This is a genomic window from Streptomyces sp. NPDC001502 (assembly GCF_042894785.1).
Classification (GTDB): domain Bacteria; phylum Actinomycetota; class Actinomycetes; order Streptomycetales; family Streptomycetaceae; genus Streptomyces; species Streptomyces kutzneri.
Window position 1 is genome coordinate 342,755 of sequence record NZ_JBIAVW010000004.1, and the last position, 25,269, is coordinate 368,023.

The 25,269-nt window shown below is 71.4% G+C and carries 21 protein-coding genes; 14 read left to right on the top strand and 7 right to left on the bottom strand.

All coding sequences use genetic code 11. The features are described from left to right. The first annotated feature begins 3 nt into the window (after positions 1–3). The 5 genes from ACFY0D_RS08840 (at position 4) to ACFY0D_RS08860 (ending at position 5,926) form a co-directional block, all read left to right on the top strand. Positions 4–702 (top strand): hypothetical protein, encoded by a 699-nt coding sequence (locus ACFY0D_RS08840; protein ID WP_390797636.1) that lies wholly within the window; start codon positions 4–6, stop codon positions 700–702. After that, positions 699–1,388 carry a DUF4166 domain-containing protein gene (locus ACFY0D_RS08845; RefSeq protein ID WP_390797637.1) on the top strand — a complete coding sequence of 230 codons (690 nt, stop codon included), beginning with the start codon at positions 699–701 and terminating at the stop codon, positions 1,386–1,388. The genes ACFY0D_RS08840 and ACFY0D_RS08845 overlap by 4 nt, the downstream gene beginning before the upstream one ends. Next, on the top strand, positions 1,385–2,014 hold the full coding sequence (locus ACFY0D_RS08850) for a TetR/AcrR family transcriptional regulator (RefSeq protein WP_390797638.1): 630 nt from the start codon (positions 1,385–1,387) through the stop codon (positions 2,012–2,014). Before ACFY0D_RS08845 ends, ACFY0D_RS08850 begins: the two co-directional genes overlap by 4 nt. 172 nt (positions 2,015–2,186) lie before the next feature. After that, positions 2,187–3,947, top strand: coding sequence for a glycosyltransferase family 2 protein (locus tag ACFY0D_RS08855; protein WP_390797639.1), 1,761 nt, complete (start codon positions 2,187–2,189; stop codon positions 3,945–3,947). A 2-nt stretch (positions 3,948–3,949) separates the two neighbouring features. After that, positions 3,950–5,926 (top strand): galactose oxidase-like domain-containing protein, encoded by a 1,977-nt coding sequence (locus ACFY0D_RS08860; RefSeq protein WP_390797640.1) that lies wholly within the window; start codon positions 3,950–3,952, stop codon positions 5,924–5,926. A 25-nt stretch (positions 5,927–5,951) separates the two neighbouring features. Here the strand turns inward: ACFY0D_RS08860 and ACFY0D_RS08865 are convergent, their stop codons facing one another. Next, the gene (locus ACFY0D_RS08865) at positions 5,952–6,992 is read right to left on the bottom strand and encodes a glycoside hydrolase family 6 protein (RefSeq protein ID WP_390797641.1); all 1,041 of its coding nucleotides are present in this window, start codon (positions 6,990–6,992) and stop codon (positions 5,952–5,954) included. Between the two features lie 156 nt (positions 6,993–7,148). After that, entirely contained in the window at positions 7,149–8,147 is a 999-nt protein-coding gene (locus ACFY0D_RS08870) for a DUF5937 family protein (RefSeq protein WP_390797642.1), read from the bottom strand. A 113-nt stretch (positions 8,148–8,260) separates the two neighbouring features. Between ACFY0D_RS08870 and ACFY0D_RS08875 the strand changes: the two genes are divergently transcribed. From ACFY0D_RS08875 to ACFY0D_RS08895, 5 genes are all read left to right on the top strand, one after another. Next, positions 8,261–9,517 carry an MFS transporter gene (locus ACFY0D_RS08875; protein WP_390797643.1) on the top strand — a complete coding sequence of 419 codons (1,257 nt, stop codon included), beginning with the start codon at positions 8,261–8,263 and terminating at the stop codon, positions 9,515–9,517. Positions 9,518–9,538: 21 nt separating this feature from the next. Next, a complete protein-coding gene (locus ACFY0D_RS08880; protein WP_351151187.1) occupies positions 9,539–10,045 on the top strand; it encodes a MarR family transcriptional regulator in 507 nt (168 codons plus the stop codon). 81 nt (positions 10,046–10,126) lie between these two features. Further along, complete coding sequence (locus tag ACFY0D_RS08885) at positions 10,127–10,456, top strand: DUF3817 domain-containing protein (protein ID WP_301366410.1); 330 nt, start codon at positions 10,127–10,129, stop codon at positions 10,454–10,456. 98 nt (positions 10,457–10,554) lie between these two features. Further along, on the top strand, positions 10,555–12,255 hold the full coding sequence (locus tag ACFY0D_RS08890) for a methylmalonyl-CoA mutase (protein WP_390797644.1): 1,701 nt from the start codon (positions 10,555–10,557) through the stop codon (positions 12,253–12,255). A 76-nt stretch (positions 12,256–12,331) separates the two neighbouring features. After that, positions 12,332–12,802 (top strand): hypothetical protein, encoded by a 471-nt coding sequence (locus tag ACFY0D_RS08895; protein ID WP_390797645.1) that lies wholly within the window; start codon positions 12,332–12,334, stop codon positions 12,800–12,802. Between the two features lie 31 nt (positions 12,803–12,833). Here the strand turns inward: ACFY0D_RS08895 and ACFY0D_RS08900 are convergent, their stop codons facing one another. Further along, complete coding sequence (locus tag ACFY0D_RS08900; RefSeq protein ID WP_030014167.1) at positions 12,834–13,454, bottom strand: TetR/AcrR family transcriptional regulator; 621 nt, start codon at positions 13,452–13,454, stop codon at positions 12,834–12,836. A 249-nt stretch (positions 13,455–13,703) separates the two neighbouring features. Between ACFY0D_RS08900 and ACFY0D_RS08905 the strand changes: the two genes are divergently transcribed. From ACFY0D_RS08905 to ACFY0D_RS08920, 4 genes are all read left to right on the top strand, one after another. Then, the gene (locus ACFY0D_RS08905) at positions 13,704–14,708 is read left to right on the top strand and encodes a tetratricopeptide repeat protein (protein ID WP_390797646.1); all 1,005 of its coding nucleotides are present in this window, start codon (positions 13,704–13,706) and stop codon (positions 14,706–14,708) included. 628 nt (positions 14,709–15,336) lie between these two features. Next, positions 15,337–15,981 (top strand): DUF6230 family protein, encoded by a 645-nt coding sequence (locus ACFY0D_RS08910; protein ID WP_390797647.1) that lies wholly within the window; start codon positions 15,337–15,339, stop codon positions 15,979–15,981. A 112-nt stretch (positions 15,982–16,093) separates the two neighbouring features. Beyond that, on the top strand, positions 16,094–16,675 hold the full coding sequence (locus ACFY0D_RS08915; protein ID WP_390797648.1) for a DUF6114 domain-containing protein: 582 nt from the start codon (positions 16,094–16,096) through the stop codon (positions 16,673–16,675). After that, positions 16,665–17,999 (top strand): hypothetical protein, encoded by a 1,335-nt coding sequence (locus ACFY0D_RS08920; protein ID WP_390797649.1) that lies wholly within the window; start codon positions 16,665–16,667, stop codon positions 17,997–17,999. The genes ACFY0D_RS08915 and ACFY0D_RS08920 overlap by 11 nt, the downstream gene beginning before the upstream one ends. 63 nt (positions 18,000–18,062) lie before the next feature. Here ACFY0D_RS08920 and ACFY0D_RS08925 read toward each other — a convergent pair whose 3' ends face one another. The 4 genes from ACFY0D_RS08925 to ACFY0D_RS08940 all read right to left on the bottom strand — a co-directional run bounded on the left by ACFY0D_RS08925 (position 18,063) and on the right by ACFY0D_RS08940 (position 25,248). Beyond that, on the bottom strand, positions 18,063–18,401 hold the full coding sequence (locus tag ACFY0D_RS08925; RefSeq protein WP_390797650.1) for a hypothetical protein: 339 nt from the start codon (positions 18,399–18,401) through the stop codon (positions 18,063–18,065). Next, on the bottom strand, positions 18,394–22,242 hold the full coding sequence (locus ACFY0D_RS08930) for a hypothetical protein (protein ID WP_390797651.1): 3,849 nt from the start codon (positions 22,240–22,242) through the stop codon (positions 18,394–18,396). The genes ACFY0D_RS08925 and ACFY0D_RS08930 overlap by 8 nt, the downstream gene beginning before the upstream one ends. 302 nt (positions 22,243–22,544) lie before the next feature. Continuing rightward, positions 22,545–23,972 (bottom strand): pyruvate kinase, encoded by a 1,428-nt coding sequence (pyk, locus tag ACFY0D_RS08935; protein WP_390797652.1) that lies wholly within the window; start codon positions 23,970–23,972, stop codon positions 22,545–22,547. A gap of 61 nt (positions 23,973–24,033) precedes the next feature. Further along, the gene (locus ACFY0D_RS08940) at positions 24,034–25,248 is read right to left on the bottom strand and encodes an acetate kinase (RefSeq protein WP_390797653.1); all 1,215 of its coding nucleotides are present in this window, start codon (positions 25,246–25,248) and stop codon (positions 24,034–24,036) included. Positions 25,249–25,269 lie beyond the last annotated feature (21 nt).

Consider the following 25,269-nt stretch of genomic DNA (forward strand, 5'->3'; position numbering starts at 1 on the left):
GGAATGGGCCTGTACGTCGAGACCGGCATCCGGGTCGGCATGGACGAGCTCTGGGAGCGCAGCCAGGACCCGGCACAGCATCAGCGGTGGGACCTGCGGTTCACCTCCATCGGCTACCTCCCGCGCGCCGAGGGCGAACCCCAGCGGTTCCGGTACGCGACCCGCGTGCTGCCGTTCCTCTCCGTCGACGGGACCGGGATCTCCGCCGGGGAACGCCACCGGGCCGACGGCACCCGGGTCTCCGCCCTGCGGTTCGCCTCGGAGCACCCGCTGTCTTTGCTCGCCGAGGGCAGCGGGTACTGGCGCTACGTCCCCGGCCCCGACGGGATCCGCTTCCTCACCGGCTACGACTACCGCCCGCGCTGGGGCCGCTTCGGCGCCCTCGCCGACCGGCTGGTGTTCCGCCCGCTCATGGGCTGGGCCACCGCCTGGTCCTTCGACCGGCTGCGGCTGTGGTGCGAACGCGGGACCACCCCCGGCCTCGCCCTCGCCCGCGCGATCGGCGAGAGCGCCCTGCGCCTGCTGCTCTCGGTCGCCGCCCTGGTGTACGCGCCGCTGCCGGCCGCCCTGTTCGTCCTGGCCGCCGCCCTGCTGCTGCCGCCGCTGCCCGGCACCCCGGCCGCCCGCCGCTGCCTGCGCACCCCGCCCGGCCGCACCCCCGCCTCCGCGCCCCGCCTGCTCAGCACCCTGGAGCCGTCATGACCTCCATCTTCCGGGCCCACATGGGCGCAGAGTTCGACCGCCTGCACCCGCAGATCCAGCGCCGCTTCTCGGTGGGGCTCGCGAGTGGCGAGGGCTGCATCGGCCGCGGCACCATGGAGCGGATATGGCACGGCCCCGGTTATGTGAAGCCCTTCCTCCGGCTCGGCGGCATGCGGAACATCCTGGTGCCGCGCGAGGGACGGGACGTCCCCTTCGTCATCGAGAACCTCCCCTACCTCGACTCGTTCGGGCGCGAGACCGTCACCTTCGTACGGACCTTCCAGCTGCCCGGCGGAGCCCACCGCTTCGACGCCACGATGGTCCACAGCCCCGAACGCGACTGCGTCCTCGACTACCTGGGCACCCACCAGCACCTCGCCAGCGACCTCCACATGAGCGCCGAGCCCGACGGCTCGCTGCTCATCCGCTCCGGTGAACACCGCTTCCGCGAGGGCCCCCTCGACGTCCGCGTCCCCGATCTGATCGGCGGCGACGCCGAGGTCCGCGAGTCCTTCGACGAGACCACCGGCCGGTTCCGGATCCGGGTACGGGTGGTCAACCGCCGCTTCGGACCGCTCTTCGGTTACGAGGGCTCCTTCACCGCGGAGTACGTCGACGCCCGCGACCGGTGGGCGAGCGGGCTCTGCGGCAGCCTGCGGCCGGTCCGCGAGGAGGTCCGGGCATGAGTGCCGCCACCAAGGAGAAGCTGCTCGAAGGAGCCCTGCGCACCCTGGCCGAGCAGGGCATCGCCAAGGCCTCCGCCCGCACCGTCGCGGCCACCGCCGGGGTGGGCCAGGGCCTGATCTTCTACCACTTCGGCTCCGTGGACGAGCTGCTCGCCGCGGCCTGCCGGTACGGCGCCGAACAGCGGGTGGCCCGCTACCGCGACCGGCTCGCCGCCCTGGGCAGCCTCGCCGAACTGCTGGAGTTCGCCCGCGCCATGCACGAGGAGGAGCGGGCCGCCGGGAACGTGGCCCTGCTCGGGCAGCTGCTGGCCGCCGGCCAGACCTCGCCCGTCCTGGCCGCCGCCACCGCCGACGGGCTCGGGCTGTGGATCGAGGAACTGGAGAAGGTCCTCACCAGGCTGCTGGCGGCAACCCCGCTGGACGGGTACGCCGACCCGGCCGGGCTGGCCCGGGCCACGGCCGCCTCCTTCATCGGCATCGAGCTGTACGAAGGGGTGGACCCGACGGGCGCCGGCAGCGCGCTCGCCGCGCTGGAACAGCTCGCCGGGCTGGCCGCCGTGCTGGAAGGTCTCGGCTCCCTGAGCCAGCGCGTGGTGCGGCACGGTCTGCGGCGCGGCACCCGCTGACCTGGACCGTCCCGGGCCGCGCGGCCCGGGACGGCCGCGCGCGTCACCCGTACGGCCCTGCGGCCCCGGACCGGAGGAAGGACCGCCCGGTCGGCCGATCCCCGTTCGACACGACCGAGTTCGTCACCTTTCGTGTGTGTATAGGCCTCGGGATCGAGCACCGGGAGGGACCGTGGCGCCGGAAGGCTTCGACTACGAGACGCACAGCCGCCTCGCCGGTCCGTTCGCGCAGCCGGCTCCCGGCCCCGACGGCGTCCACCGGGTGGAGTACCGCTCCCTGCTCTCGCGCGAGGAGGTCCGCACCCGAATACGGGCGATCGCCCTCATGACGCTCGCCCCGGTGGCCGCGGCCGGACTGCTGCTCTACCTGGTCTGGCCCACCCACTGGACCGTCCGGGAGGGCGCCGCCCGCTGGCTGATCGTCTGCGATGTCATGATGCTCTGCTCCATCGCGCTGATCATGCTGTTCACGCTGGTCAACGTGGTGTCGATCGCCCACGCCACGATGGTCGCCCGCGACCCCGTCCCCGTACCGGCCGAGCCCGGCACCCGCGTCGCGTTCCTGACGACCTACGTCCCCGGCAAGGAGCCCCTCGCCATGGTGCGGGCCACCCTCCAGGGAGCGCGGCGCGTCCGCCACGACGGGCCGATGGACGTATGGCTGCTGGACGAGGGCGACGACCCCGAGGCCCGGGCCCTGTGCGCGAAGCTCGGAGTACGGCACTTCACCCGCAAGGGAGTGCCCGAGTGGAACACGGCGAAGGGTCCCCACCGGGCGAAGACCAAGCACGGCAACTACAACTCCTGGCTGGTGCGCCACGGCGACGACTACGAGTTCTTCGCCTCCGTCGACACCGATCACGTCCCGCTCGCGAACTACCTGGAGCGGATGCTCGGCTTCTTCCGCGACCCCGACGTCGCCTTCGTCGTCGGCCCGCAGGTCTACGGCAACTACACCGAGGCCGTCACCAAGGCCGCCGAGTCCCAGCAGTACCTCTTCCACGCCCTGATCCAGCGCGCCGGCAACCGGTACGGCGCCCCCATGTTCGTCGGCACCAACAACACGGTACGGATCAGCGCCCTGCGGCAGATCGGCGGACTCTACGACTCCATCACCGAGGACATGGCCACCGGATTCGAGCTCCACCGCCGCAGGAACCCGGTCACAGGGCGGTTCTGGCGGTCCGTCTACACCCCCGACGTGCTGGCCGTCGGTGAGGGCCCCGCCTCCTGGACCGACCTCTTCACCCAGCAGCTGCGCTGGTCGCGGGGCACCTACGAGACCCTGTTCAAGCAGTACCGCAAGAGCCTCTTCACGATGCCCGCCGGGCGCCGGCTCAACTACACGCTCATGCTCGTCTACTACCCGATGACCGCCGTGAACTGGCTGCTCGGCGTCCTCAGCTGCGCCCTCTTCCTGTGGTTCGGCGCCTCCGGCACCCAGGTCTCCTCCAAGGTCTGGCTGATGCTCTACGCCGACGCGGCCGCCCTCCAGGTGGGCCTCTACCTGTGGAACCGCCGCCACAACGTCTCGCCCCACGAACCGGCAGGCTCCGGCGGAGTCGCGGGCATGGCCCTGTCCGCGGTCTGCGCGCCCGTCTACCTCCGGTCACTCGGCTCGGCGGTGCTGCGCACCGAGGGCCGTTTCGTCGTCACCCCCAAGGGCGGTGACGCCAGCCCCGACCGGCTGATGACCTTCCGCATCCACCTCTTCTGGGCCGCCGTCCTGATCGTCTCGCTGCTGGCCTCCGTCCGCTTCGACCACACCCACGTCGCCATGCGCGTCTGGGCGGTGCTGGCCCTGGCCATCGCGCTCGCCCCGGTCGCCGTGTGGTGCGTGACGCGTCGCCGGCCGGGAGCCGGGGACGGGGCGGACGGAGGCTCCGAGCCGGGTGAGGAGCCGGCGTACGTCCGCGCCACAGGAGGGAACTGAGCATGGACTACCGGCCGTCGAAGAAGTTCAAGAAGACCGCCCTGGGTGCCGCCGCCGTGCTGGTCCTGGTCGCGCTCAACGCACCCGCCGCGATCTCCTTCGCCGAGGACAAGTACCACGCGTACAAGATCGGGCAGACCAGCTACCGGCTCCAGTACGGGTCGTGGGGCCTCATCGGGCTCCCCGAGGAGTACCGCATCAACGCCATGCACGCGGCTCTGCTGCACACGGGCAAGGTGCTGCTCATCGCCGGCAGCGGCAACAACCAGAAGAATTTCGACAAGGGCACTTTCGAGACCGTCCTGTGGGACCCGGAGGACGACAGCTTCAAGAAGATCCCGACACCGGAGGACTTCTTCTGCGCCGGGCACAGCCAGCTGCCCGACGGGCGGCTGCTGGTGGCCGGCGGCACCGCCCGCTACGAGGTCCTCCACGGGAAGGTCACCCGGGCGGGCGGCCGGATGCGGGTCAAGAACGAGAACCCCGACAAGGCCGTCAAGCTGCGCAAGGGCACCCGGTTCCGCTCTCCGTCCGGGGTGGAGTACGAGGCGAAGTTCGACGTGACCGTGCCGAAGGCCCGGAAGAAGTTCGAGATCACCTACGGGCGCGACGGGCAGGTCATGCCGTGGCGGACCACCGTGGTCGCCGCCGAGTCGCGGGTCTTCGTGGAGGCGGTGAAGCCCGGCGCCGAGGGGCTGACGACGGAGGCGGCGCAGTACGAGGTGATCGGGCTGACCGGCAAGGACGCCGACAACGTCTACGGGCTCGCGGAGCGGCTGAGCGCCGACAAACAGGACTTCCAGGGCATCAAGTCGGCCTACGAGTTCGACCCGGTGGCGGAGAAGTACCTGCGCGTCGACCCGATGAGCGACGCCCGCTGGTACCCGACGCTCGTGACCCTGCAGGACGGGCGGGTGCTCGCGGTCTCCGGGCTCAACGACGTGGGCGACGTCGTGCCCGGCGACAACGAGTACTACGACCCGCGGACGAAGAAGTGGTCGAAGGCCCCCTTCCACTACTTCCCGACCTATCCCGCGCTCTTCCTCGTGCAGGGCGGCAAGCTCCTCTACACCGGCTCCAACGCGGGCTACGGCCCGAAGACCAAGGGGCGCGAGCCGGGTGTGTGGGACCTGGCGACCAACGAGTTCAAGAAGGTGGGCGGTCTCGCGGAGCCGGACCGGCTGGAGACCTCCTCCTCGCTCCTGCTGCCGCCCGCCCAGGACCAGCGGGTGATGGTCCTCGGCGGCGGCGGGGTCGGTGAGTCCAGGCTCTCGTCCAGCCGGACCGCGATCGTGGACCTGAAGGAGGAGAACCCGGTCTTCCGGTCCTCGGCGCGGCTGCCGCGCGCCACCCGCTACCTGAGCAGCGTGCTGCTGCCGGACGACTCGGTCTTCACCACGGGCGGCTCCGCCGACTACCGCGGCCGCAGCGCCAGCGACATCCACAAGGCGCAGTTCTACTACCCGCGCACCGACTCCTTCGTGGCCGCCGCCGATCCGACCGTGGGCCGCAACTATCACTCCGAGGCGCTGCTGCTGCCCGACGGGCGGGTGGCGACCTTCGGGTCGGACCCGCTCTTCGCCGACAAGGACAACACCAGGCTCGGCAAGTTCGAGCACCGGCTGGAGGTGTACTCGCCCCCGTACCTGTACCGGGACCCGGCCCGGCGGCCCGTCCTGGGCGAAGGGCCCGAGGAGCCCGGCGCGGACGGGCGGGCCACCTTCGCCGCCGCGCACCCGGAGCGGATCGAGCGGGCCCGCCTGATGCGGCCGAGCGCGGTCACGCACACCACGGACGTGGAGCAGCGCTCGATCGAGCTCGGGCTGAGCAGGACGGACGACTCGGTCACGGTCGAGGTGCCGCAGGACCCGACGCTGGTGCCGCCGGGGTGGTACATGCTGTTCGTGACGGACGCCGACGGGACGCCCTCGGTGGCGAAGTGGCTCCAGGTCAAGGCCCCGCGGCCGGCGGCGCCGTAAGGGGGCGCCGTAAGAGGGCGCCCGGTCATTCCCTGGCGCGGCGGGCCAGCCCCAGGGCGTAGTCCGGCCACCAGGTGCCGGCCGACGGGCCGCCGCGGCAGGTCCCGTCGGACTCGCCGGGCCGCTTGACCCAGAGGTAGGCGTCGACGAGCGGGTCGCCCGTCCGGTCGGTCGGCGGTGCCCCGAGGGCGCGGCCCGGCGGATTGCACCAGGCCTGGGCGCGGTCGCCGGGCAGTGGGCCGTCGCCGTTGCGGCTGGTGTCGATGACGAAGTGCTTGCCGCTGGTGCCCTTGGAGATCCTGGCGCCGTAGGCCCGGGCGGCCGCGTCGGGCTGGAAGTTGGAGACGTTGAGGGCGAAGCCGTCGGCGCGGTCCAGGCCCGCCTTGAAGAGGGGGTCGACCAGGTCCATCGGGTTGGGGATCCAGGCCGGGTTGCCGGCGTCCAGGTAGACCTTGGTGTTGGGGTTCTTCTTCAGCCGGTCGACGGCCTCGGAGAGCAGCTGGTAGCGCTCGGCGTGGTGCTCGGGCCGGGTGCAGCCGTCGATGATGTGCGCGATGGCGTCCGGCTCCAGGACGACGACGGCCTTGGTGTTCTCGATGTTGTCGGCGAAGGCGCCGATCCAGCTGCGGTAGGCCCGGGCGTCCGGGGCGCCGCCGGCCGAGTGCTGGCCGCAGTCCCGGTAGGGGATGTTGTACGCGGCGAGCAGCAGGGTCCGCCCGGTGGCCCGCGCTCCCGCCCTGGCCCGGCGGATCTCGGGGCCGGGGTCGTCGCCGGGTCCCCACAGGGTGAGCGGGCGGTCCGCGATCCTGCGCAGCACCTGGGCGTCGCTGTTGCGGCCCGCCGCCTCCCAGGCGGCCACCTGCCGGGCGGCGTCGCTCTGCGGGTCCACCCAGAACGGGGACTCCTCGGCGGCGGCGATGGGGGAGGGCGCCGCGGGTGTGGCGGCGGGGGTGCCGGGCTCGGGCGCGGGCTCGCCGCCGCAGGCGGGGGCCGCGGCGAGGAGCGCGAGCAGGCCGAGGACGGGGGCGGTGGTGCGAAAACGCGGCCTGCGAGCGGCGGGGGGCATCCGGCTTCCTCGGGACGAAGGGTCGGGCGGCGGAGCGAGATACCGGGATATGTTGACATGTCGGACAGTTGGCATGGCTGTGCGACACCGGACGGCGGGGCCGAGCGGGCCGGGCCGAGCGGGCGGGTCCAGCGGGCCGGGTCCAGCGGACCGGGCTCAGGGGGCGGGGTCGCCCGTGGTGAGCGCGATCGCCAGCGGGGTGCGCTCGTAGCGGACCTGGTGGCCGTGACGGGCGGACATGAGCAGCCCCGCCGCCCGCAGGACCCCCAGGTGGGCCGAGACCGTGGACGGGGCCAGACCGAGCCGGTGGGCCAGCGCCGTGGTGGAGGCCGGTTCCTCCAGCGCGCACAGCACCTCGGCCCGGGCCCGGCCCAGCAGCCGGGCGAGCGCGTCCGGGGTGTTCTCCCGGGCCGGGGTCCACAGGGCGCCGATGCCGCGGGCCGGGTAGACGATGGTGGGCTGCCAGGGCGGGTCGAAGCCGCCCGCGATCCCCGGCCAGATGAAGGCGCTCGGCATCAGGAGCAGCCCCTGGCCGCCCAGGACGCGCTCGTGGTGACTGGTGGGCCGCTCGATGGTCAGGGTGAGCGAGGCGGCGTCCCAGGCGAGGCTCGGATGCAGCCCGTCGAAGAGCGACTGGAGACCGCCGGCGGTGAGACGGCGTGAGTGGAAGAGGATGTCCGCCTCCAGCAGGGCCCGCAGCCGAGGCCAGTGCGGCTCGATCAGCACGCTCCAGGCCCGCTCCAGCAGGTCGGCCAGATCGCGTACGGCCCGGGCCGGATCGGCGAGCAGGGCCCGGCCCAGGTCGCCGTCGAGGGCGCCGGGCGTACACGCCAGCGACTTGCGGATGTCCTCGCGCGCCGCAGCCGGATCCGCGCCGCGGATCAGCGCGACCTCCTCCTCGAAGGAGACCCCGGGGCCGCTCGGCGGTGGGCCGATGAAGTCCGCACTGTGCCCGCGGTGCGGCATCAGCAGCCACAGCGGCCGCAGGTCCAGCCCGTCGGCCGCGGCGCGGATCCGCCGCAGCCAGGGCAGGTGGTAGCCCTGCCGGTCCGGGCGGTTCAGGGTGCGGACCGCCTCCTGCGTCTCCCAGGCGGGCGACAGCGCGAACCGGCACCGCAGCAGGTCCTCGTGCCCGAAGTGGTGGTGCAACCCCATCCCGGCGCCCCCTCTCCTTCTCCGAGACTGCCGCCGACGCAAGGACTCTGCCTCAACATTCGTCCACAGCCGAATCTCTGGGGCGCCGGCCGCGGGCCCGGGACGCTGGGCCCATGCCAGCCGACACCCAGGCGCCCGGGCGGTCCGCACCGCCACTGGGCTACCGCTCCGTGTTCCGGGTCCGGGAGTTCCGGACCGTCTTCGCCGCCCACCTGCTGTCCGTGTTCGGCGTGGTCGTCGCCGAGATCTCGCTGTCCGTCCTCGTCTACCGCACCACCGGCTCGCCCCTGATGAGCGCGCTGACCTTCGCCCTCGGCTTCCTCCCGTACGTCCTCGGCGGCACCCTGCTCGCCGGGATCGCCGACCGCCACCCCGCCCGCCGGGTGCTCGTCGCGTGCGACCTCGTCTGCGCGCTCTGCGCTGCCGCCATGGTGGCGCCGGGCACGCCCGTCGCCGTGCTCCTCGTCCTGCGCTGCGCGATGGCCTTCGTGGCACCGCTGTTCCAGGGCACGCGCAACGCCTCCCTCTCCGACATCCTCGGCACCGGCGACGCCTTCGTCCTGGGCCGCTCGCTGCTGCGCATGGTGGCCCAGAGCGCCCAGCTCATCGGCTTCGGCCTCGGCGGGCTGCTGCTCACCGTGCTCGCACCGCGCGCGGCCATCGCCCTCACCGCCGCCGGCTTCCTCGGCTCCGCGCTGCTGCTGCGGCTGGGCACGCGCAGCCGCCCCGCCCGCAGCAGCGCCCGTACCTCCCCGCTCGCCGGACTGCGCGCCGTCCTCGGCCGGCGCCGGCTGCGCGCGCTGATGCTGCTGTTCTGGCTGCCGCCCGTCTTCCTCGTCGTCCCCGAGGCGCTGCTCGCCCCGTACGCGGACGGCATCGGCGCCGGCACCGCCGCCCTCGGCCTGATGATGTGCGCCATGCCCGTCGGCACCGTCGCCGGGGAGCTCTGGGCCGGCTCGGTCCTCACCGCCCGCACGCGCTCGCGGATCGTGGCGCCGCTCGCCGCCGCCGGGCTGCTGCCGCTCCTGCTCTTCGCGCTCCGGCCGGGGCTGCCCGTGGTCCTCGCCGCCCTGCTGCTCGCCGGGCTGGCCCACGCCTACACCCTCGGGCTGGACCAGTGGTACGTCGAAGCCGTTCCCGACGAGCTGCGCGGCCGGGCGATGACGCTGCTCAGCACCGGCCTGATGACCCTCCAGGGGGTGGGCATGGCCCTGGCCGGCCTCGCCGCCGAATTCCGCCCGTTGCACGAGGTCGTCACCGGCGCCGGGATCCTCGGTACGGGCGTCGTCCTGCTGCTCCTGGCCGAACTCCGGGCCGCCGCCCGGCAGGAGGAACGACTGAGGGATGAGACGGCCCTCGCGGTGAAGTGACCTCCCGGTAGGGTCGGACGCGTGCCCAAGCCGCTCAGCCTTCCCTTCGACCCCATCGCCCGCGCCGACGAGCTCTGGCAGCAGCGCTGGGGACCCGTGCCCTCGATGGCCGCGATCACCTCGATCATGCGCGCGCACCAGATCCTGCTCGGCGAGGTCGACGCGGTCGTCAAACCGTACGGGCTGACCTTCGCCCGGTACGAGGCACTGGTGCTGCTCACCTTCTCCAAGGCCGGCGAACTGCCGATGTCCAAGATCGGCGAGCGGCTGATGGTCCACCCGACGTCGGTGACCAACACCGTGGACCGGCTGGTGAAGTCCGGACTGGTCGCCAAGCGGCCCAACCCGAACGACGGCCGCGGCACCCTCGCCTCCATCACGGAGAAGGGCCGCGAGGTCGTCGAGGCCGCCACGAAGGACCTGATGGCCGTCGACTTCGGCCTCGGTGCCTACGACGCCGAGGAGTGCGGGGAGATCTTCGCGCTGCTGCGCCCGCTGCGGGTGGCCGCGGCGGACTTCGACGAGTAGCCGGAGGCCGGGGGCGGAGCTCGTGGCCGGGGCCCGGGGCCGCGTCAAGATCGAGCAAAACGGACGGCTAGGCTCGTCGGCATGAAACGAAGCGTGCTGACCCGCTACCGCGCCATGGCCTACGTGACCGCGGTCATGCTCCTGATCCTCTGTGCCTGCATGGTGGCGAAGTACGGCTTCGACACCGGCGCCGACCTGACCTTCGTGGTCTCGCAGGCCCACGGTGTGCTCTTCATGATCTATCTGGTCTTCGCCTTCGACCTGAGCTCCAAGGCCAGGTGGCCCTTCGGCAAGATGCTCTGGGTCATGCTCAGCGGAACGATTCCGGTGGCCGCCTTCTTCGTCGAGCGCAAGGTCCGCGCCGAGGTCGAGCCGCTGGTCAGCGACTCGGTCGCGACCGCCGAGGCCTGATCGCCTCCGCGTACGAGGCGAGCGTCACCCACCCCCGGGGTGAGTCCCCGGGGGTTTGCCATCGACATTTACTAGGACGTCCTAGTAAATTCATGGGTATGGACGCTGACGCCATCGAGGAAGGCCGCCGTCGCTGGCAGGCCCGCTATGACAAGGCCCGCAAGCGCGAGGCAGACTTCTCCACGCTCTCGGGCGACGCCGTCGAACCGGTCTACGGGCCCCGGCCCGGCGACGCGTACGAGGGATTCGAGCGCATCGGGTGGCCGGGCGAGTACCCGTACACCCGCGGGCTCCACGCCACCGGCTACCGCGGGCGGACCTGGACCATCCGGCAGTTCGCCGGGTTCGGGAACGCCGAGCAGACCAACGAGCGCTACAAGATGATCCTGGCCGCCGGCGGCGGCGGGCTCTCCGTCGCCTTCGACATGCCGACCCTCATGGGGCGCGACTCCGACGACCCCCGCTCCCTCGGAGAGGTGGGGCACTGCGGGGTCGCCATCGACTCCGCCGCCGACATGGAGGTCCTGTTCAAGGACATCCCGCTCGGTGACGTCACGACCTCGATGACGATCTCGGGCCCGGCCGTCCCCGCCTTCTGCATGTACCTGGTCGCCGCCGAGCGGCAGGGCGTGGACCCCGCCGTCCTCAACGGCACGCTCCAGACCGACATCTTCAAGGAGTACATCGCCCAGAAGGAGTGGCTCTTCGAACCCGAGCCGCACCTGCGCCTCATCGGCGACCTCATGGAGTACTGCACGAAGGGCATCCCGGCCTACAAGCCGCTGTCCGTCTCCGGCTACCACATCCGCGAGGCCGGGGCCACGGCCGCGCAGGAGCTCGCGTACACCCTCGCCGACGGCTTCGGCTACGTGGAGCTGGGCCTCTCGCGCGGCATGGACGTCGACGCCTTCGCGCCCGGCCTGTCCTTCTTCTTCGACGCGCACCTCGACTTCTTCGAGGAGATCGCCAAGTTCCGCGCCGCGCGCCGGATCTGGGCCCGCTGGATGAAGGAGGTCTACGGGGCGAAGAGCGAGAAGTCCATGTGGCTGCGCTTCCACACCCAGACCGCAGGCGTCTCCCTGACCGCGCAGCAGCCGTACAACAACGTCGTACGCACCGCCGTGGAGGCCCTCGCGGCCGTGCTCGGCGGCACCAACTCCCTGCACACCAACGCCCTCGACGAGACCCTCGCCCTGCCGAGCGAGCAGGCGGCCGAGATCGCCCTGCGCACGCAGCAGGTGCTGATGGAGGAGACCGGCGTCGCCAACGTGGCGGACCCGCTGGGCGGTTCCTGGTTCGTGGAGCAGCTCACCGACCGCATCGAGGCCGAGGCCGAGAAGATCTTCGAGCAGATCAAGGAGCGCGGCCTGCGCGCCCACCCCGACGGGCAGCACCCGATCGGGCCGATCACCTCGGGCATCCTGCGCGGCATCGAGGACGGCTGGTTCACCGGGGAGATCGCCGAGTCGGCCTTCCAGTACCAGCGGTCGCTGGAGAAGGGCGACAAGCGCGTCGTCGGCGTCAACGTGCACCACGGGTCGGTCACCGGGGACCTGGAGATCCTCCGGGTCAGCCACGAGGTCGAGACCGTCCAGGTGCGGGAGCTGGCCGCCCGCAAGACCCGCCGCGACGACGCCAAGGTCGACGCGGCGCTGAAGGCGATGCTGGACGCCGCCCGGGACGGGTCGAACATGATCCCGGCCATGCTGGACGCGGTGCGGGCCGAGGCCACGATGGGCGAGATCTGCAACGTCCTGCGCGACGAGTGGGGCACGTACACGGAGCCGCCGGGCTTCTAGGCCCAGGCCCCAGGCCCTTGGCCCATGGTCCGCAGGCCTGGAACGGCCGGTCGTGCCCCCCCCGTACGGTGGGGGCATGACCGGCCTTCCTGTGCCCGTACGGGGCGTGAGCGCGCGCGTGGTGATGAACAAGGGCGGCTGTGGCGGCCACTACGCCTACGTCGTCGCCGACTTCGAGCCGCCGGGGCCGGCCGGGACGGAGATCTTGAACCAGGCGGGAGAGGACCGGCTGCCCGCCGAGTTCCTCGCGGCGGTGCGGGACGGCATCGAGCTGGGGCTGGACGGGGTCGAGGCCGCGGTCCTGATCACCGACGGCGGCGTCTACTGGCCGGACGCCCGCGACATCGGCTACCGCACGGCCGGGGCCCAAGTGGCCCGGGGCGCGCTCGTCGCGGCCGGCCTGCGGCCCGAGGAGGAGGCCGACGCGCTGCGCTGGGCGAACTGGCCGGGCCGTCGGCGGCCCTGGCCGGGGGAGAACCCGCGGGCCGCGGCGCTGGCGGAGCAGGTCCTGGAATCCCGGCGCCGCTCCGGGGTGTGGACCTTCTGACGGCGTGGCGGCAGCGGGCGGCCGGGTGGGATCAGGCGGCGGCAGGGCCGCGCAGGCCGTGCATCAGGAGGGCCGTGAAGGTGGCGACCCAGAGTTCGTCCACCGGTTCCGAGCTCACCAGGGCGCGGTGCACCACCGTGCCCGCGATCACGTCGAAGATCAGGTCCGTGGTGCGGCCCGCGAGGGACTCGTCCTCCTCGTAAGGGAGTTCGCCGCGAGCCTGGGCCCGTTCGCGACCCAGTACGACGAGACGTTTCTGCCGGTCCACGATCGCCGACCGGATCCGGTCACGCAGGGCCTCGTCCCGGGTGGACTCGGCGACGACCGCCATCAGGGCGGTACGGGCCTCCGGGCGCCGCAGGAGCTCCGCGAACTGCAGCACCACGTTCTCGATGTCCGCTTCCAGGGAGCCGCGGTCCGGGAGTTCGAGCGCGTCGAAGAGCTCCGCGACCGCGTCCACGACCAGCTCGTTCTTGCCCGCCCAGCGCCGGTAGAGGGTGGTCTTGGCGACCCCCGCGCGGGCGGACACGTCACCCATCGTGAGCTTCGACCAGCCCAGCTCGACGAGCGCGTCCCGGGTCGCGGCGAGGATCGCGGCGTCCGCGGCGGCACTGCGGGGACGACCGGTGCGGCCGGGGCTGGGGTTGCGCATGGCCGAGACCATACCCGCCGGTAGCCGAACCGGCCGCTGTGGTTCAGATCACGGGACCGGAAGGGGCGCGGTGGGCCGCCGATGGAGTTACGCTACGGCTCGTAGCGTAAGAGCGACAACCACGCGAAGAGCTACAGGCGCCAGGTGGGGACCCGGCGCCGTTCAACATCACGATCGCGACGGTACGGCGGCACGGCCAATTCACGCGATCTTTTTCGTCGGCGCGCGCACACGGGGGAGGATGTACGCATGCAGCCCAGAAACATGTCCATGAGCGGCGTCGTCGACCTCGCCGCCGTGAAGGCGGCCGGCGAGGCCAAGGCCAAGGCCGAGCAAGCCCGCGCCGAAGCGGCGAAGCGGGCCGGCGAGGCCGGCGGGGCGGGTCCGTCCGCCGGTGCCGTGCCGCCGTCCGCGCTCGTCATCGACGTAGACGAGGCCGGCTTCGAACGCGATGTGCTCCAGCTCTCCGCAGAGGTTCCGGTCGTCCTGGACTTCTGGGCCGAGTGGTGCCAGCCGTGCAAGCAGCTCAGCCCGCTGCTGGAGCGCCTGATCGCCGAGGCCAACGGTCGCCTCGTGCTCGCCAAGATCGACGTCGACGCCAACCAGATGCTGATGCAGCAGTTCCAGATCCAGGGCATCCCGGCCGTCTTCGCCGTGGTCGCCGGTCAGGTGCTGCCGCTTTTCCAGGGCGTGGTCCCGGAGCAGCAGATCCGCGAGACCTTCGCCCAGCTCGTCCAGGTCGCCGAGGACCGCTTCGGGATCATCGGCATCGAGGTGGACCCGGACGCGGAGGGGACCGCTCCGGCCGTCCCGGCCGAGGACGAGATCCCGGCCGGCCCGTACGACGCCCTGCTGGAGGCGGCCGTCGTCGCGCTCGACGCCGGTGACCTCGGCGGCGCGGTCCAGGCGTACAAGAACGTGCTCTCCGACGACCCGGGCAACACCGAGGCCAAGCTGGGTCTGGCCCAGGCCGAGCTCCTCGCCCGGGTCCAGCACATGAACCCGCAGGCGGTGCGGGCCGCGGCGGCCGAGAACCCGCGCGACCCGGCGGCGCAGATCGCCGCGGCCGACCTCGACCTGGTCGGCGGCCACGCGGAGGACGCCTTCGGGCGCCTGGTGGACACCGTCCGCGTCACGTTCGGTGAGGACCGGGACGCCGTGCGACTGCGGCTGCTGGAGCTGTTCGAGGTCATCGGCGCGGACGACCCGCGGGTCTCCGCGGCGCGTACGGCGCTCGCCCGGGTGCTCTTCTAGGCGGCCTCCGGACCGGCTTCGCGGCCGCTCCGGGCCCGCCGCCACGTGCCGCCCGTACATCGCCGGGCGGTCGGCGATTTGTTGACACGTAGAGAAACAGCGGCCGCGCTTTGCCAAAACTTGGCAATCGCGGCCGCTGTTACTCGCAGTAAATCGAACCCCGTGAACTGTCCGGTGTGTTCGTCATTCGTCCGTTCTGTCGTGGCCCTGGGTAACACCCTGTGTTGCTGCCCGACGGCGGCGGGTCGCACCTAGGTTATCTGCCCGTTACCCGCCAGTAACGAACCCCCTTGTGCCCCGGCCTGGAATGGACCACGATCGGCGACGCTCGGTCCTTCCCGCAGAGCCGCTCACTCGGAGCCGCGGTGAAGGGTCCCCACCGAGCCGGCCGGTGGCAGTGGCACCAGCCGTGGGACAGGGGGGTCTCTGCCACTCCGGCGGGGCCTGTCCTCCAGGTTGCGCGAACGCGTGGCCCAGTGGTTGTCGCTCGGGGGTGATCGCCGGTGTATCGGACGTGGCACAGCCGCGGCCCGGCCGCCTGCGCTCCTTCCCGAGGACGTAGCACTTCTCCCATCCCAGGACGGGCACGGCCCGGACCGGAGATGTACGTCCGAGAAGGAGGAACGAAATGAGTTCTCAGGTTCGTGGTGGGACCAGATGGAAGCGCTTCGCGCTCGTCATGGTGCCGAGCATCGCGGCCACGGCCGCGGTCGGTGTGGGTCTGGCGCAGGGTGCCCTCGCGGCGTCGTTCAGCGTCTCCGGCCAGGACTTCAAGGTCGCGGCCGACAAGCTCGACGGTCAGAACCTCATCCAGTACGGCGGTATCGCCAAGGGGCATGACCTGAAGACCGGCAAGGAGGTCGACCACCCGGTCACCATCTCCGGATTCAGCAGCGCCAAGATCACCAACATGTGCCAGTCCCTGGTCACCCCGACTCCGCTGGGCGCCATCACGCTCCAGCTGAGGACCGGTCACAAGGGCACGGCGGCCGAGGCGACCAACATCTACCTGGATGTGGCCGAGCTCGACACCGACGCCGAGTTCGAGAACCTGGACATCGGTGTCGCGGTCGGCGACCCGAGCCACAAGACCAAGCCGCAGGCCGGCACGGTCGCGAGCCCGTACGCGTTCTCGCAGCGCGCCGACCGGGCCATCCTCACGGACGTGAAGCAGAAGGCCTGGGCGACCACGGCCGGCACCTTCAAGCTTCCCAACCTGAAGCTGCGCCTGCTCGGTGGCGACCAGCCCTGCTACCAGGACATCAAGGACTGATCCGTCCGTCCCGGTGCATGACCGGACGGGCGGGTGGCGGCAGCCGTCGCCCCCCGCCCGTCCGGGCTCCACAGAGTTCTCAAGTACCACCGTTTCCAGGGAGCTGTTGTCCATGAACCCCCAGGCCCCGGTTTACGTGCGCGCAGAAGACGACGCCTGGCCCACCGTGGTGTACTACCACTTCCATGCCTGGAGCGGCCGCCGTCCCTTCTGGGCCGGGTTGTTCACGCTCCTCGGTGGCTTCCCGATCGCATATTTCCCTTACGCGGACCTCCGGCTGGGCAACGTCAGTCTCGCCATGGCCACCACGGGCGGCGCGGGCGCACTGATCATCGGTGTACTGCTGATCACGCTGGGCCTGGCCCTCTGGTTCCAGGAGACCATCCGTGTCTTCGCCGGCGTGGCCGCGATCCTGCTCGCCCTGGTCTCGATCCCGGTGTCCAACCTCGGCGGATTCTTCGTCGGCTTCAGTCTCTCCATGGTCGGCGGCGCTCTCGCCCTGGCCTGGGCGCCGGGACAGCCGGCGGAGGAGGAGCCGCCCGTGTCCGACCAGCCGGCCCCGGTCGGGCTGAGCAAGGCGGATGCGACGGCGGACATGGGCACCCCGGGCATTCCGGGTCCCCGTGGGACGGAAACGGCACACGCGAGCGAGACGACTGCCCACGCCGATGGCGGGAGGAACAGTGCGGGGTGACGAGACGCAGCGGGGCGTGGCCCCTGGCGCAGAGTCCCGTGCAGTGAAGGGGCCGCGCCACGCGGCGCCCAGGAAATCGCTGCTGAACAAGATCCAGATACCCGTCGGCAAGACGATGGCGCTCGCGGCGATGCCGACGGCCGTGTTCGTCGGGATGGGTATGGCGCCGAAGCTTGCGGTGGCCGACGACAAGGAGATCCCCTTCGCGCCCGGGCCGTGTGTGACGCGGTCCGACGAACCCGCGGAGACCGAGTCGAAGTCCCCGTCGCCCACGCCGTCCACGACGCCTTCGCCGAGTACGTCGCCCAGCGCGACGCCCTCTCCGTCCGCGTCGGCCTCCGCGAAGGCGAAGCCGAGCACCTCTCCGTCGGCGGCCAAGCCCCCGGTGACGAACGAGGTGGCCCCGGCCGCCACGCCGTCCCAGGACAAGGCCAAGGACGCGGACGCGGACAAGGCCAAGTCCACGAACCCGCTGGACCCGCTGGGTGTCGGCGACGCGCTCAAGAACCTCGTCGACGAGCTCGGCAGGCCCCTCAAGGACGCGACGGCGAAGGCCACCCCGACGCCCGCGCCCACTCCGTCGGGCACCGCCACGGCGGCCCCGACCCCGGACCCGGCCGCGGACGCGATCCGCGAAGCGGCGAAGAAGGCCGGTGTCGACGTCAAGGAGCTGTCCGAGGAGGTCAAGAAGACCGGGAAGGACCCCAAGGACGAGACGGGCGAGGGCAAGGCCGAGGACGAAGCCAAGGACGACAAGTCCAAGGCGGAGGACGAGGACAAGGCCGACGAGGACAAGGCCAAGGACGAGGAGACGAAGGACCCGGACGGGAAGCAGCCCTTCCCGTGCCCGACCTACGACGCCAAGGCACTGGCCGACGCCGAACTGGAGCAGGGCGTCCCGCTCCTGCCGGACGAGCCCTGGTACCTCGACAGCTCCCTGCTGACCCTCTACGGCCTGGACTACCACGGCATCGTCGAGGTGAAGACGGCCGGCGGCAAGACCAAGAAGGTCCTGAAGTTCACCGCGGACTCGCTGGACATCAAGGACCTGTACCAGACGGTCGGCAAGTCGGGGAACGTCGCTCACCTGAAGTCGCGTCCGGGCTCCACGTCCAAGATCCGCGGCGGCACGGTGACGATGTACACCGAGAGCCTCAAGGGCAACCTGTTCGGTCTGATCCCGATCGAGTTCACCCCGAACAGTCCGCCGCCCCTGAACGTCCCGTTCGCGTTCTTCACGGACGTCAAGGTCGTCCAGGCCGGCCAGTTCGGCGGCACGCTCACCGTTCCGGGCCTGAAGAACTACATCGGCCCGCCGGAGTAGTTGTCCGGACAGACCTGAGGCCCGCTCCCCACAGGGAGCGGGCCTCAGTCGTGCGTGTGGTGCTCAGGGGCCGAACCGGGGCAGGACCTCGGTCTTCATCCCGTACTCGTCGAAGATGCCCACCAGCGCGCGGGTCATGGCTTCCACACCGGGTTCGCGGACGATCACCAGATCCTTGACCTGCAGGTAGGAACCGTCGGCGCACTCACCGGTGGTCGTCCACCTGTCCATGACCCGGGCGACCTCGTCGAGGGTCAGGAGCGTGGCACTCCACCGCGTGCCGTCGGGCGCGGTGACGAGCGCGTCGGTGTTCTCCACGGTCAGGGGATCGTCCTCGGCGCCGAGGATGTAGGTGATGGAGAACCGGGGTGTCTCCACGATGTGGAGGGGATCGTCATCCATAGAGCTTCTTCAGTGTCTTGATGACGGTCGGCTCGCCGTCCTTGTCGGTCATTCCGACGATATCGTAGGTGTCTCCGGCTCGGCGGAAGAAGACCCTCGCGCCGCTCCTGGCCCGCAGGTACATGACTCCCTTGGCTCCCTTCAGGTTTCTCATGCCCAGGCTCTGCGGGAGCTGGACGACCGGCCCCGTCGGGGGGTTCGCCTTGAGGTTGGCCTCAAGTGCGTTGAAGTCCCGGGCCACGTCCTGGTTCTTCGCGGAAGCCCTCATGATCGCGAGGAGGCCGGGGTCGTTTTTGAACGACGTCGTGGGGCAGAGCTTCTTCGGAGGGGTCGGCCCGGCCGAGGGAGCCGCCGCAGCGCTCAGGAACGAGTGCTTGGCGGGAGCGCTCTGCGGGGCGCTGCCCAGCGCCGTAGCGATGAGACATTCGACGGCCGGCTGGCCCTTTTTGAGGGTGTCGACGAGCTTGCGCAGCCGCTCCAGGGTGAAGCGGGCCCGGTCCATGCCGTCCAGGAAGGCGTTGACGCCCTTCCCCACCTTGTAGATGATCTTGGCGACAGCGGGGATCTTCGAAACGGCCACGCCGACCATCACGACGTTGACCAGGGTCCACAGGCAGCTCTCGACGTCACGCTGGCCGAAGCACTTCTTGGCGTCCGTGTAGCCGAGTTCGTCGAGCAGGATCTGCCCGCCGTTCTCGATCACCCAGTTGAGCACGTCCTGGCCCGCGAGCCTCTTCGCCTCACGGAACTCGTCGACGCACGACTGCCCGCAGTTGGCCAGCAGCAGGGCCTCTTCGTCCTGCGAGAGGTCCCCTCCCGTGTTGAACGGGGGAGCCTCGACCACTGCCTTGCGCGCTTCCTCCTGCCTCTTGCGGTACTCCTCCTCGGCGCGGTCGGCAGCCGATTCGGCGTCCTTCGCGTCCTGGACGGCGTTGGCGGCGGCCTTCTCGGCGCCGACGGCGTCCTTCTCGGACTGGGTCGCCGCGGCGTCGGCGGCGCTCGCGTCGCGGGTGGCGGCGTCGGCGGACGCGTGGGCGCCCGCCGCGCTCTTCTCCGCCTCGGTGGCCTCGTCGTTGGCGCCGAGCGCCGCGTCTGAGGCGTCCTTGGCGGCGCTCTTCGCGAAGAGGGCGTCGGTGCCCGTCTGGGTGCTGTACTCCTTCGTCTTGTCGTCCGCCTTCTTGGCGGCGTCGGCGGCCCGAGCGGCTTCCGCCGCCGAGGCGCGGGCGGCTGCCATGGACTTCAGCGCGGCCGCCGTGTCGGCTGCCGCCGCGGCCGCCGCCTGGGCGGCGAGCTTGGAATCGCCGGCCGCCTTGTCGGCGAGGGTCTTGGCGGTCGCCGCGGCCTTGGTGGCCTCGTCGGCCTTGGCGGTGGCCGCTGCCGCCTGCTGTTCGGCGTGGGTCTTGGCGGACTGACCGACCAGCGCGGCGAAAGCTGCCGCCGAGTCGGTCTCGCGGTAGGCCGTGCCGATCGCGATGGCGGTGTTGGCGGGCTGGATGGCCTGTGCTGCGGAGTCGCGTGCGGCGGTGGCCGCCATGGAGGTGGCGTAGGCGTGTCCGGCGGTGACGGCCGACCACGCGGCCGTCTTGACGGCCTCGGTACGGGCGGCCGCAGCGTTGCTCATGGCTTCGAGCGAAGCGGTCTGGGTCTTCTTCGCTGCGGCTTCGGCCTTGGTGGCGTTGACCGATGCGGCCTCGGCCGCGTCGATGGCGTCGGCCGCGGCGGCGTGTGACGTGAGGGAGGCGGCGAAGCTGGTCTCCCAAGCGGACCACGCCGTGTCGGCAGATGCCCGGGACCGTTCCGCGGCACCGTCGGCGCGGGTGGCAGCGGCGCGGGCGTTGACCGAGGCGGTCTTCGCGGTCTCGGCCTCGGTACGAGCGCGACCGGCCGCACCGGCCGCGTCGTTCGCGGCGGCCCGGGCGGCCGTCGCCGCCTCCCGGGTCTCCGCTGCCGCAGGAGTCCCGACGGCTGCCGCGGCGGCGGCTTCCAGTGCGGCGGCGCGGGACGCGGTGGCGTTCTTCTCGACCTCGGCGGCCTCGGCCCGTTCACGTGCCTCGGCGGCCTTGCCCTCGGCGTCGAGCGTCAGAGCGAATTGGTCGTGGGCGGTCGTCGCCTGCGCCTCGGCCTCGGTACGAGCCCGGCCCGCGGCCTCGCGTTCGGTCGCGGCGCGCTGCTCGGCGACCTGTGCCTTGCCGCGTTCGGTGGCGGCGTTCTGCCGCTCCTTGACGGCGGTGGCCTTCTCCTTCTCGGCCTTCGCCCGCTCGGTCTTGGCCGTCTCGGCGGCCTTGCGGGCGGTCTCCTGCGCGGCCTCGGCGGTGGCCTGGGCGGCCTTCGCCTTGGTGGCGTTGTCCGCGGCCTCCTTGGCCTGGGCCGCGGCCTGGGCGGCGGCGGCCTTGGCCTGGGCGGCGGCCTCCTGGGCGGCGACGCGGCGGAACTCGGTGTTCAGCGCGTGCGACTGGGTCTGGGCCAGCGCGTACAGGGTCTTGCTGTCCTCGACGGTCGCCTTCGCGGCGTTCGACGCGGTCAGCGAGGCCTTGGCGGCGGCCTCGGCGGCGGCGGCCGAGGCCTTCGCGACCTGGACGGACTGCTGCGCGAACAGCAGACCGCGGCCGCGGGGGGTCTTGGCGGCGTCCGCGATGGTCCACGCCGCGTTCTGGGAGGTGTTGGCCTTGTCGGCCGCCGTCTTGGCGGCGGCCGAGGCGGCCGCCGCGATCTTCGCCTGGTCGGCGGCCTTGGTACGGGCCGCCCCCAAGTCCTTGGTGGCCTGGGTGAAGACGGATGCCGCGGGTCGACCCGACGCGTTCGCGGGCTGGGCGCCCCAGTACTTCTGCCAGGTCAGGATCTGGTCGGCGAGCCAGGCCTGGCCGAGCGACTCGATCATGGCCTCGGTGGCCTTGCGGGCCTCCGCGGCCGCGGCGACCTCGGCGTTGACGATCTCGTTGCGCGGCGTGTTCTGGGCGGCGTACTCCTGCTCCCACTCCACGTGCGCGGTCACGACGATCGGAGACATGACGCGGTAGAAGTCGAGCGGATTGCGGCTGTCGCACGCGCTCCAGGCGGCCTTCAGCGCCTCGACCTCGAGACGGAACTCGACCGAGTCCTCGGCCGGCGTCTCCTTCATGTAGCCGCCGAGCCGCAGGTAGCGGCCGACGTCACTCGCCGTGGGGGAGCGGTAGTTGCTGCTCTCCGCGTCCCTCAGCAGGTCCTTCGTGACGAAGTCGTGGTTGAGGTCCTGGCCCTTGAGATCGGCGGCGAGCGCTTTCGCCTTGTCGACGGAGGCCTTGGACGCCACGGCGTGGCCGTCGCCGCCCAGCTGGTGGTAGAGGTCGCGCTGCGGGCCCAGGGTGAAGGCGACGACGTCCTTGTCGAACTGCGGGGCGTACTGCGGGATGCCCGCCGCGGTGCCGGACTTCCAGTACGGGTTGTTCGCGGCTTCCCAGCGTTCGCGGCGCTCGGCGGACGCAACGGGGGAGCCCTCGTAGGAGTCCCGGTCCTTGACCATCGCCTGGCGCAGCGGGTCCATGCCCGTGACGGGGTCGGTCGCCGTGGCGAGGGCCGCCGGGCTGCCCGTGAGGGCCCTGGCGGCGGCGCCCTTCATCTCCGGGCCGCCGATGTGCAGGGCGAACCCGCCCGCGCAACGGTCGAGGCGGGCCTGCTCGCCCAGGCTGATCGGCAGGTAGGGCGGGTTGGTGTCCGGCGGTACCTCGACGGCGGAGGCCGGTGCGGCGTTGATGAGGCCGGCCAGCAGGGCGGCGCTGGTGGCCAGGGCGGTGCCGGCGAGGCCGCGCCGTACCGCGGCCCGGAGGGCGGGGCTTCTGCCCCGCGAAAGGGTGGATCTCTGCACGTGTATGCCTGTCCTTCGGAAATGAGATGGGCAGCCCGAAGGAAGGCGCGGAACGTGTGGGCGCTGGTCAGGCGCGAGTGATGAGCGGTATGCCTTCCCCCAAGGCGTGCACCGACAGTTTCATGATCCCCTTACCGCCGGTAGCGCATTTTCGGACACGCTACTCGTGAGTAAGAAACGCACAGGGAAGTCACAGGAACGCCGGACCGGGACAAACACCTGGGGCGGCACCCCGGATCCTTCGTGGATCCGGGGTGCCGCCCCAGGTCTCTGTGCGGCAGAGTTCAAGCGGGCCGGCGGTGTCAGGCCTGGGTGTCGCCCAGGTGGTGGACGCGGACCATGTTCGTGGTGCCGGGGACACCGGGGGGCGAGCCGGCGGTGATGACCATGGTGTCGCCCTGGTTGTAGCGGTTGAGCTTGAGCAGCTCGCCGTCCACCAGGTCGACCATCGCGTCGGTGGTGTCCACGTGCGGGACGATGTAGGACTCGACGCCCCAGCTCAGCGTGAGCTGGTTGCGGGTGTTGACGTCGGTGGTGAAGGCCAGGATCGGCTGGGTCACGCGGTAGCGCGACAGGCGGCGGGCGGTGTCGCCGGACTGGGTGAAGGCGATCAGCGACTGGGCGTCGAGGAAGTCCGCGATCTCGCACGCCGCGCGGGCGACGGAGCCGCCCTGGGTACGGGGCTTCTTGCCCTGGACCAGCGGCTGGAGGCCCTTGGAGAGGAGCTCCTCCTCGGCCGCCGTGACGATCTTCGACATCGTCTTGACGGTCTCGATCGGGTAGGCGCCGACCGAGGACTCGGCCGACAGCATGACCGCGTCCGCGCCGTCGAGGATGGCGTTGGCGACGTCGGAGGCCTCCGCGCGCGTCGGGCGGGAGTTGGTGATCATCGACTCCATCATCTGGGTCGCGACGATCACCGGCTTGGCGTTGCGGCGGCACATCTCGATGAGCCGCTTCTGGACCATCGGGACCTTTTCGAGCGGATACTCGACGGCGAGGTCACCGCGGGCCACCATGACCGCGTCGAAGGCGTCGACCACGGCCGCCATGTTCTCGACGGCCTGCGGCTTCTCCACCTTGGCGATGACGGGGACCCGGCGGCCCTCCTCGTCCATCACCTTGTGGACGTCCTTGACGTCGTTGGCGTCGCGGACGAAGGACAGGGCGACCATGTCGCAGCCCATCCGCAGGGCGAAGCGGAGGTCGTCGACGTCCTTCTCCGACAGGGCGGGGACGTTCACGGCGGCACCCGGCAGGTTGATGCCCTTGTGGTCCGAGATGACACCGCCCTCGATGACGATGGTCCGGACCCGGGAGCCCTCGACCTCGGTCACCCGGAGCTCGACGTTTCCGTCGTTGATCAGGATCTGGTCACCCTTGGCGACATCGCCCGGGAGGCCCTTGTAGGTGGTGCCGCAGATGGACTTGTCACCCGGGACGTCCTCGGTGGTGATGGTGAACTCGTCACCGCGCACCAGCTCGACGGGACCCTCGGCGAAGGTCTCCAGACGGATCTTCGGGCCCTGGAGGTCGGCGAGGACGCCGACGGCGCGCCCGGTGTCCTCGGAGACCTGCCGGACGCGGTCGTACCGCTCCTGGTGTTCTGCCTGGGACCCGTGGCTGAAGTTGAATCGGGCCACGTTCATACCTGCCTCGATGAGCGCTTTCAGCTGCTCATACGAGTCGACGGCGGGGCCCAGCGTGCAGACAATTTTGGAACGGCGCATGACTGGATCCTATCGGTTTGTTTCGTAGCGGAATATTCCGTCTGGCGGAAAGTCCAAGTGACTAGTGGGTAACCAGCGCATACGCCTGGGTGGCGATCTCCAGTTCCTCATCCGTCGGGACCACCGCCACCGCCACCCGGGCGTGCTCCGCCGAGACCAGCCGGGGTTCGGCGGAGCGCACGGCATTGGCCTGCGGGTCCAGCGTCAGGCCCAGCGCGGCCAGGCCGTCGATCGCGGCCTCGCGGACCTGGTGGGCGTTCTCGCCGACCCCGGCCGTGAAGGTCACCGCGTCCACCCGCCCGAGCACCGCCGTATAGGCCCCGATGTACTTCTTCAGCCGGTGGACGTACGCGGCGAAGGCGAGGCTCGCCGCCTCGTCGCCCTCGCCCGCGCGCCGCAGCACCTCGCGCATGTCGTTGTCGCCGCACATGCCCAGCAGACCGCTCTTCTTGTTCAGGAGCGAATCGATCTCATCCACCGAGAAGCCGCCCACCCGCGCCAGGTGGAAGACGACCGCCGGATCGACATCGCCCGAACGGGTCCCCATGACCAGCCCCTCCAGCGGGGTCAGGCCCATGGACGTCTCCACGCACACCCCGCCCCGCACGGCCGAGGCGGAGGCGCCGTTGCCGAGGTGCAGCACGATCACGTTCACGTCCTCCACCGGCTTGCCGAGCAGCCGGGCCGTCGCCCGCGAGACGTAGGCGTGGGAAGTGCCGTGGAAGCCGTACCGCCGGATGGAGTACGCGTCGGCGGTCGCGGCGTCGATCGCATACCGCGCCACGTGCTCCGGCATCGTCGCGTGGAAGGCCGTGTCGAAGACGGCCACCTGCGGAAGGTCCGCGCGCAGCGAGCGCGCCACCTCGATGCCCGTCACGTTCGCCGGGTTGTGCAGCGGAGCCAGCGGGATCAGGCTCCGGATCTCCGCCAGCACCTCGTCGTCGATCACGGTCGGCCGGGTGAACCGCGTCCCGCCGTGCACCACCCGGTGCCCCACCGCCGCAAGTTCCGGCGAGTCCAGGCCCATCCCGTCCGCGGCGAGCTCCGCGGCCACGGCCTTCAGCGCGGCCCCGTGGTCCGCGATCGGGCCGAGCCGCTCCCGCCGGCCGGCGGCGGCGCCCGGACCCGCGAGCGGCTCGTGCACCAGCCGGGAGGTCTCTTCGCCGATGCGCTCCACCAGACCGGACGCGAGCCGGGACCGGTCCGCCATGTCGAGGAGCTGGTACTTCACCGACGAGGAGCCGGAGTTGAGGACGAGTACGCGCGATGCGGTCACGATGAGGGTCTTTCCTTGTCG

Excerpts from the sequence above, each read along its gene's own strand:
- ACFY0D_RS08890 (WP_390797644.1), top strand. The coding sequence starts at position 10,555 with ATGGACGCTGACGCCATCGAGGAAGGCCGCCGTCGCTGGCAGGCCCGC.
- pyk (WP_390797652.1), bottom strand. The coding sequence starts at position 23,972 with ATGCGCCGTTCCAAAATTGTCTGCACGCTGGGCCCCGCCGTCGACTCG.
- ACFY0D_RS08845 (WP_390797637.1), top strand. The coding sequence starts at position 699 with ATGACCTCCATCTTCCGGGCCCACATGGGCGCAGAGTTCGACCGCCTG.
- ACFY0D_RS08900 (WP_030014167.1), bottom strand. The coding sequence starts at position 13,454 with ATGCGCAACCCCAGCCCCGGCCGCACCGGTCGTCCCCGCAGTGCCGCC.
- ACFY0D_RS08860 (WP_390797640.1), top strand. The coding sequence starts at position 3,950 with ATGGACTACCGGCCGTCGAAGAAGTTCAAGAAGACCGCCCTGGGTGCC.
- ACFY0D_RS08870 (WP_390797642.1), bottom strand. The coding sequence starts at position 8,147 with ATGGGGTTGCACCACCACTTCGGGCACGAGGACCTGCTGCGGTGCCGG.
- ACFY0D_RS08850 (WP_390797638.1), top strand. The coding sequence starts at position 1,385 with ATGAGTGCCGCCACCAAGGAGAAGCTGCTCGAAGGAGCCCTGCGCACC.
- ACFY0D_RS08875 (WP_390797643.1), top strand. The coding sequence starts at position 8,261 with ATGCCAGCCGACACCCAGGCGCCCGGGCGGTCCGCACCGCCACTGGGC.
- ACFY0D_RS08895 (WP_390797645.1), top strand. The coding sequence starts at position 12,332 with ATGACCGGCCTTCCTGTGCCCGTACGGGGCGTGAGCGCGCGCGTGGTG.
- ACFY0D_RS08865 (WP_390797641.1), bottom strand. The coding sequence starts at position 6,992 with ATGCCCCCCGCCGCTCGCAGGCCGCGTTTTCGCACCACCGCCCCCGTC.
- ACFY0D_RS08915 (WP_390797648.1), top strand. The coding sequence starts at position 16,094 with ATGAACCCCCAGGCCCCGGTTTACGTGCGCGCAGAAGACGACGCCTGG.
- ACFY0D_RS08840 (WP_390797636.1), top strand. The coding sequence starts at position 4 with ATGGGCCTGTACGTCGAGACCGGCATCCGGGTCGGCATGGACGAGCTC.
- ACFY0D_RS08910 (WP_390797647.1), top strand. The coding sequence starts at position 15,337 with ATGAGTTCTCAGGTTCGTGGTGGGACCAGATGGAAGCGCTTCGCGCTC.
- ACFY0D_RS08905 (WP_390797646.1), top strand. The coding sequence starts at position 13,704 with ATGCAGCCCAGAAACATGTCCATGAGCGGCGTCGTCGACCTCGCCGCC.
- ACFY0D_RS08925 (WP_390797650.1), bottom strand. The coding sequence starts at position 18,401 with ATGGATGACGATCCCCTCCACATCGTGGAGACACCCCGGTTCTCCATC.
- ACFY0D_RS08885 (WP_301366410.1), top strand. The coding sequence starts at position 10,127 with ATGAAACGAAGCGTGCTGACCCGCTACCGCGCCATGGCCTACGTGACC.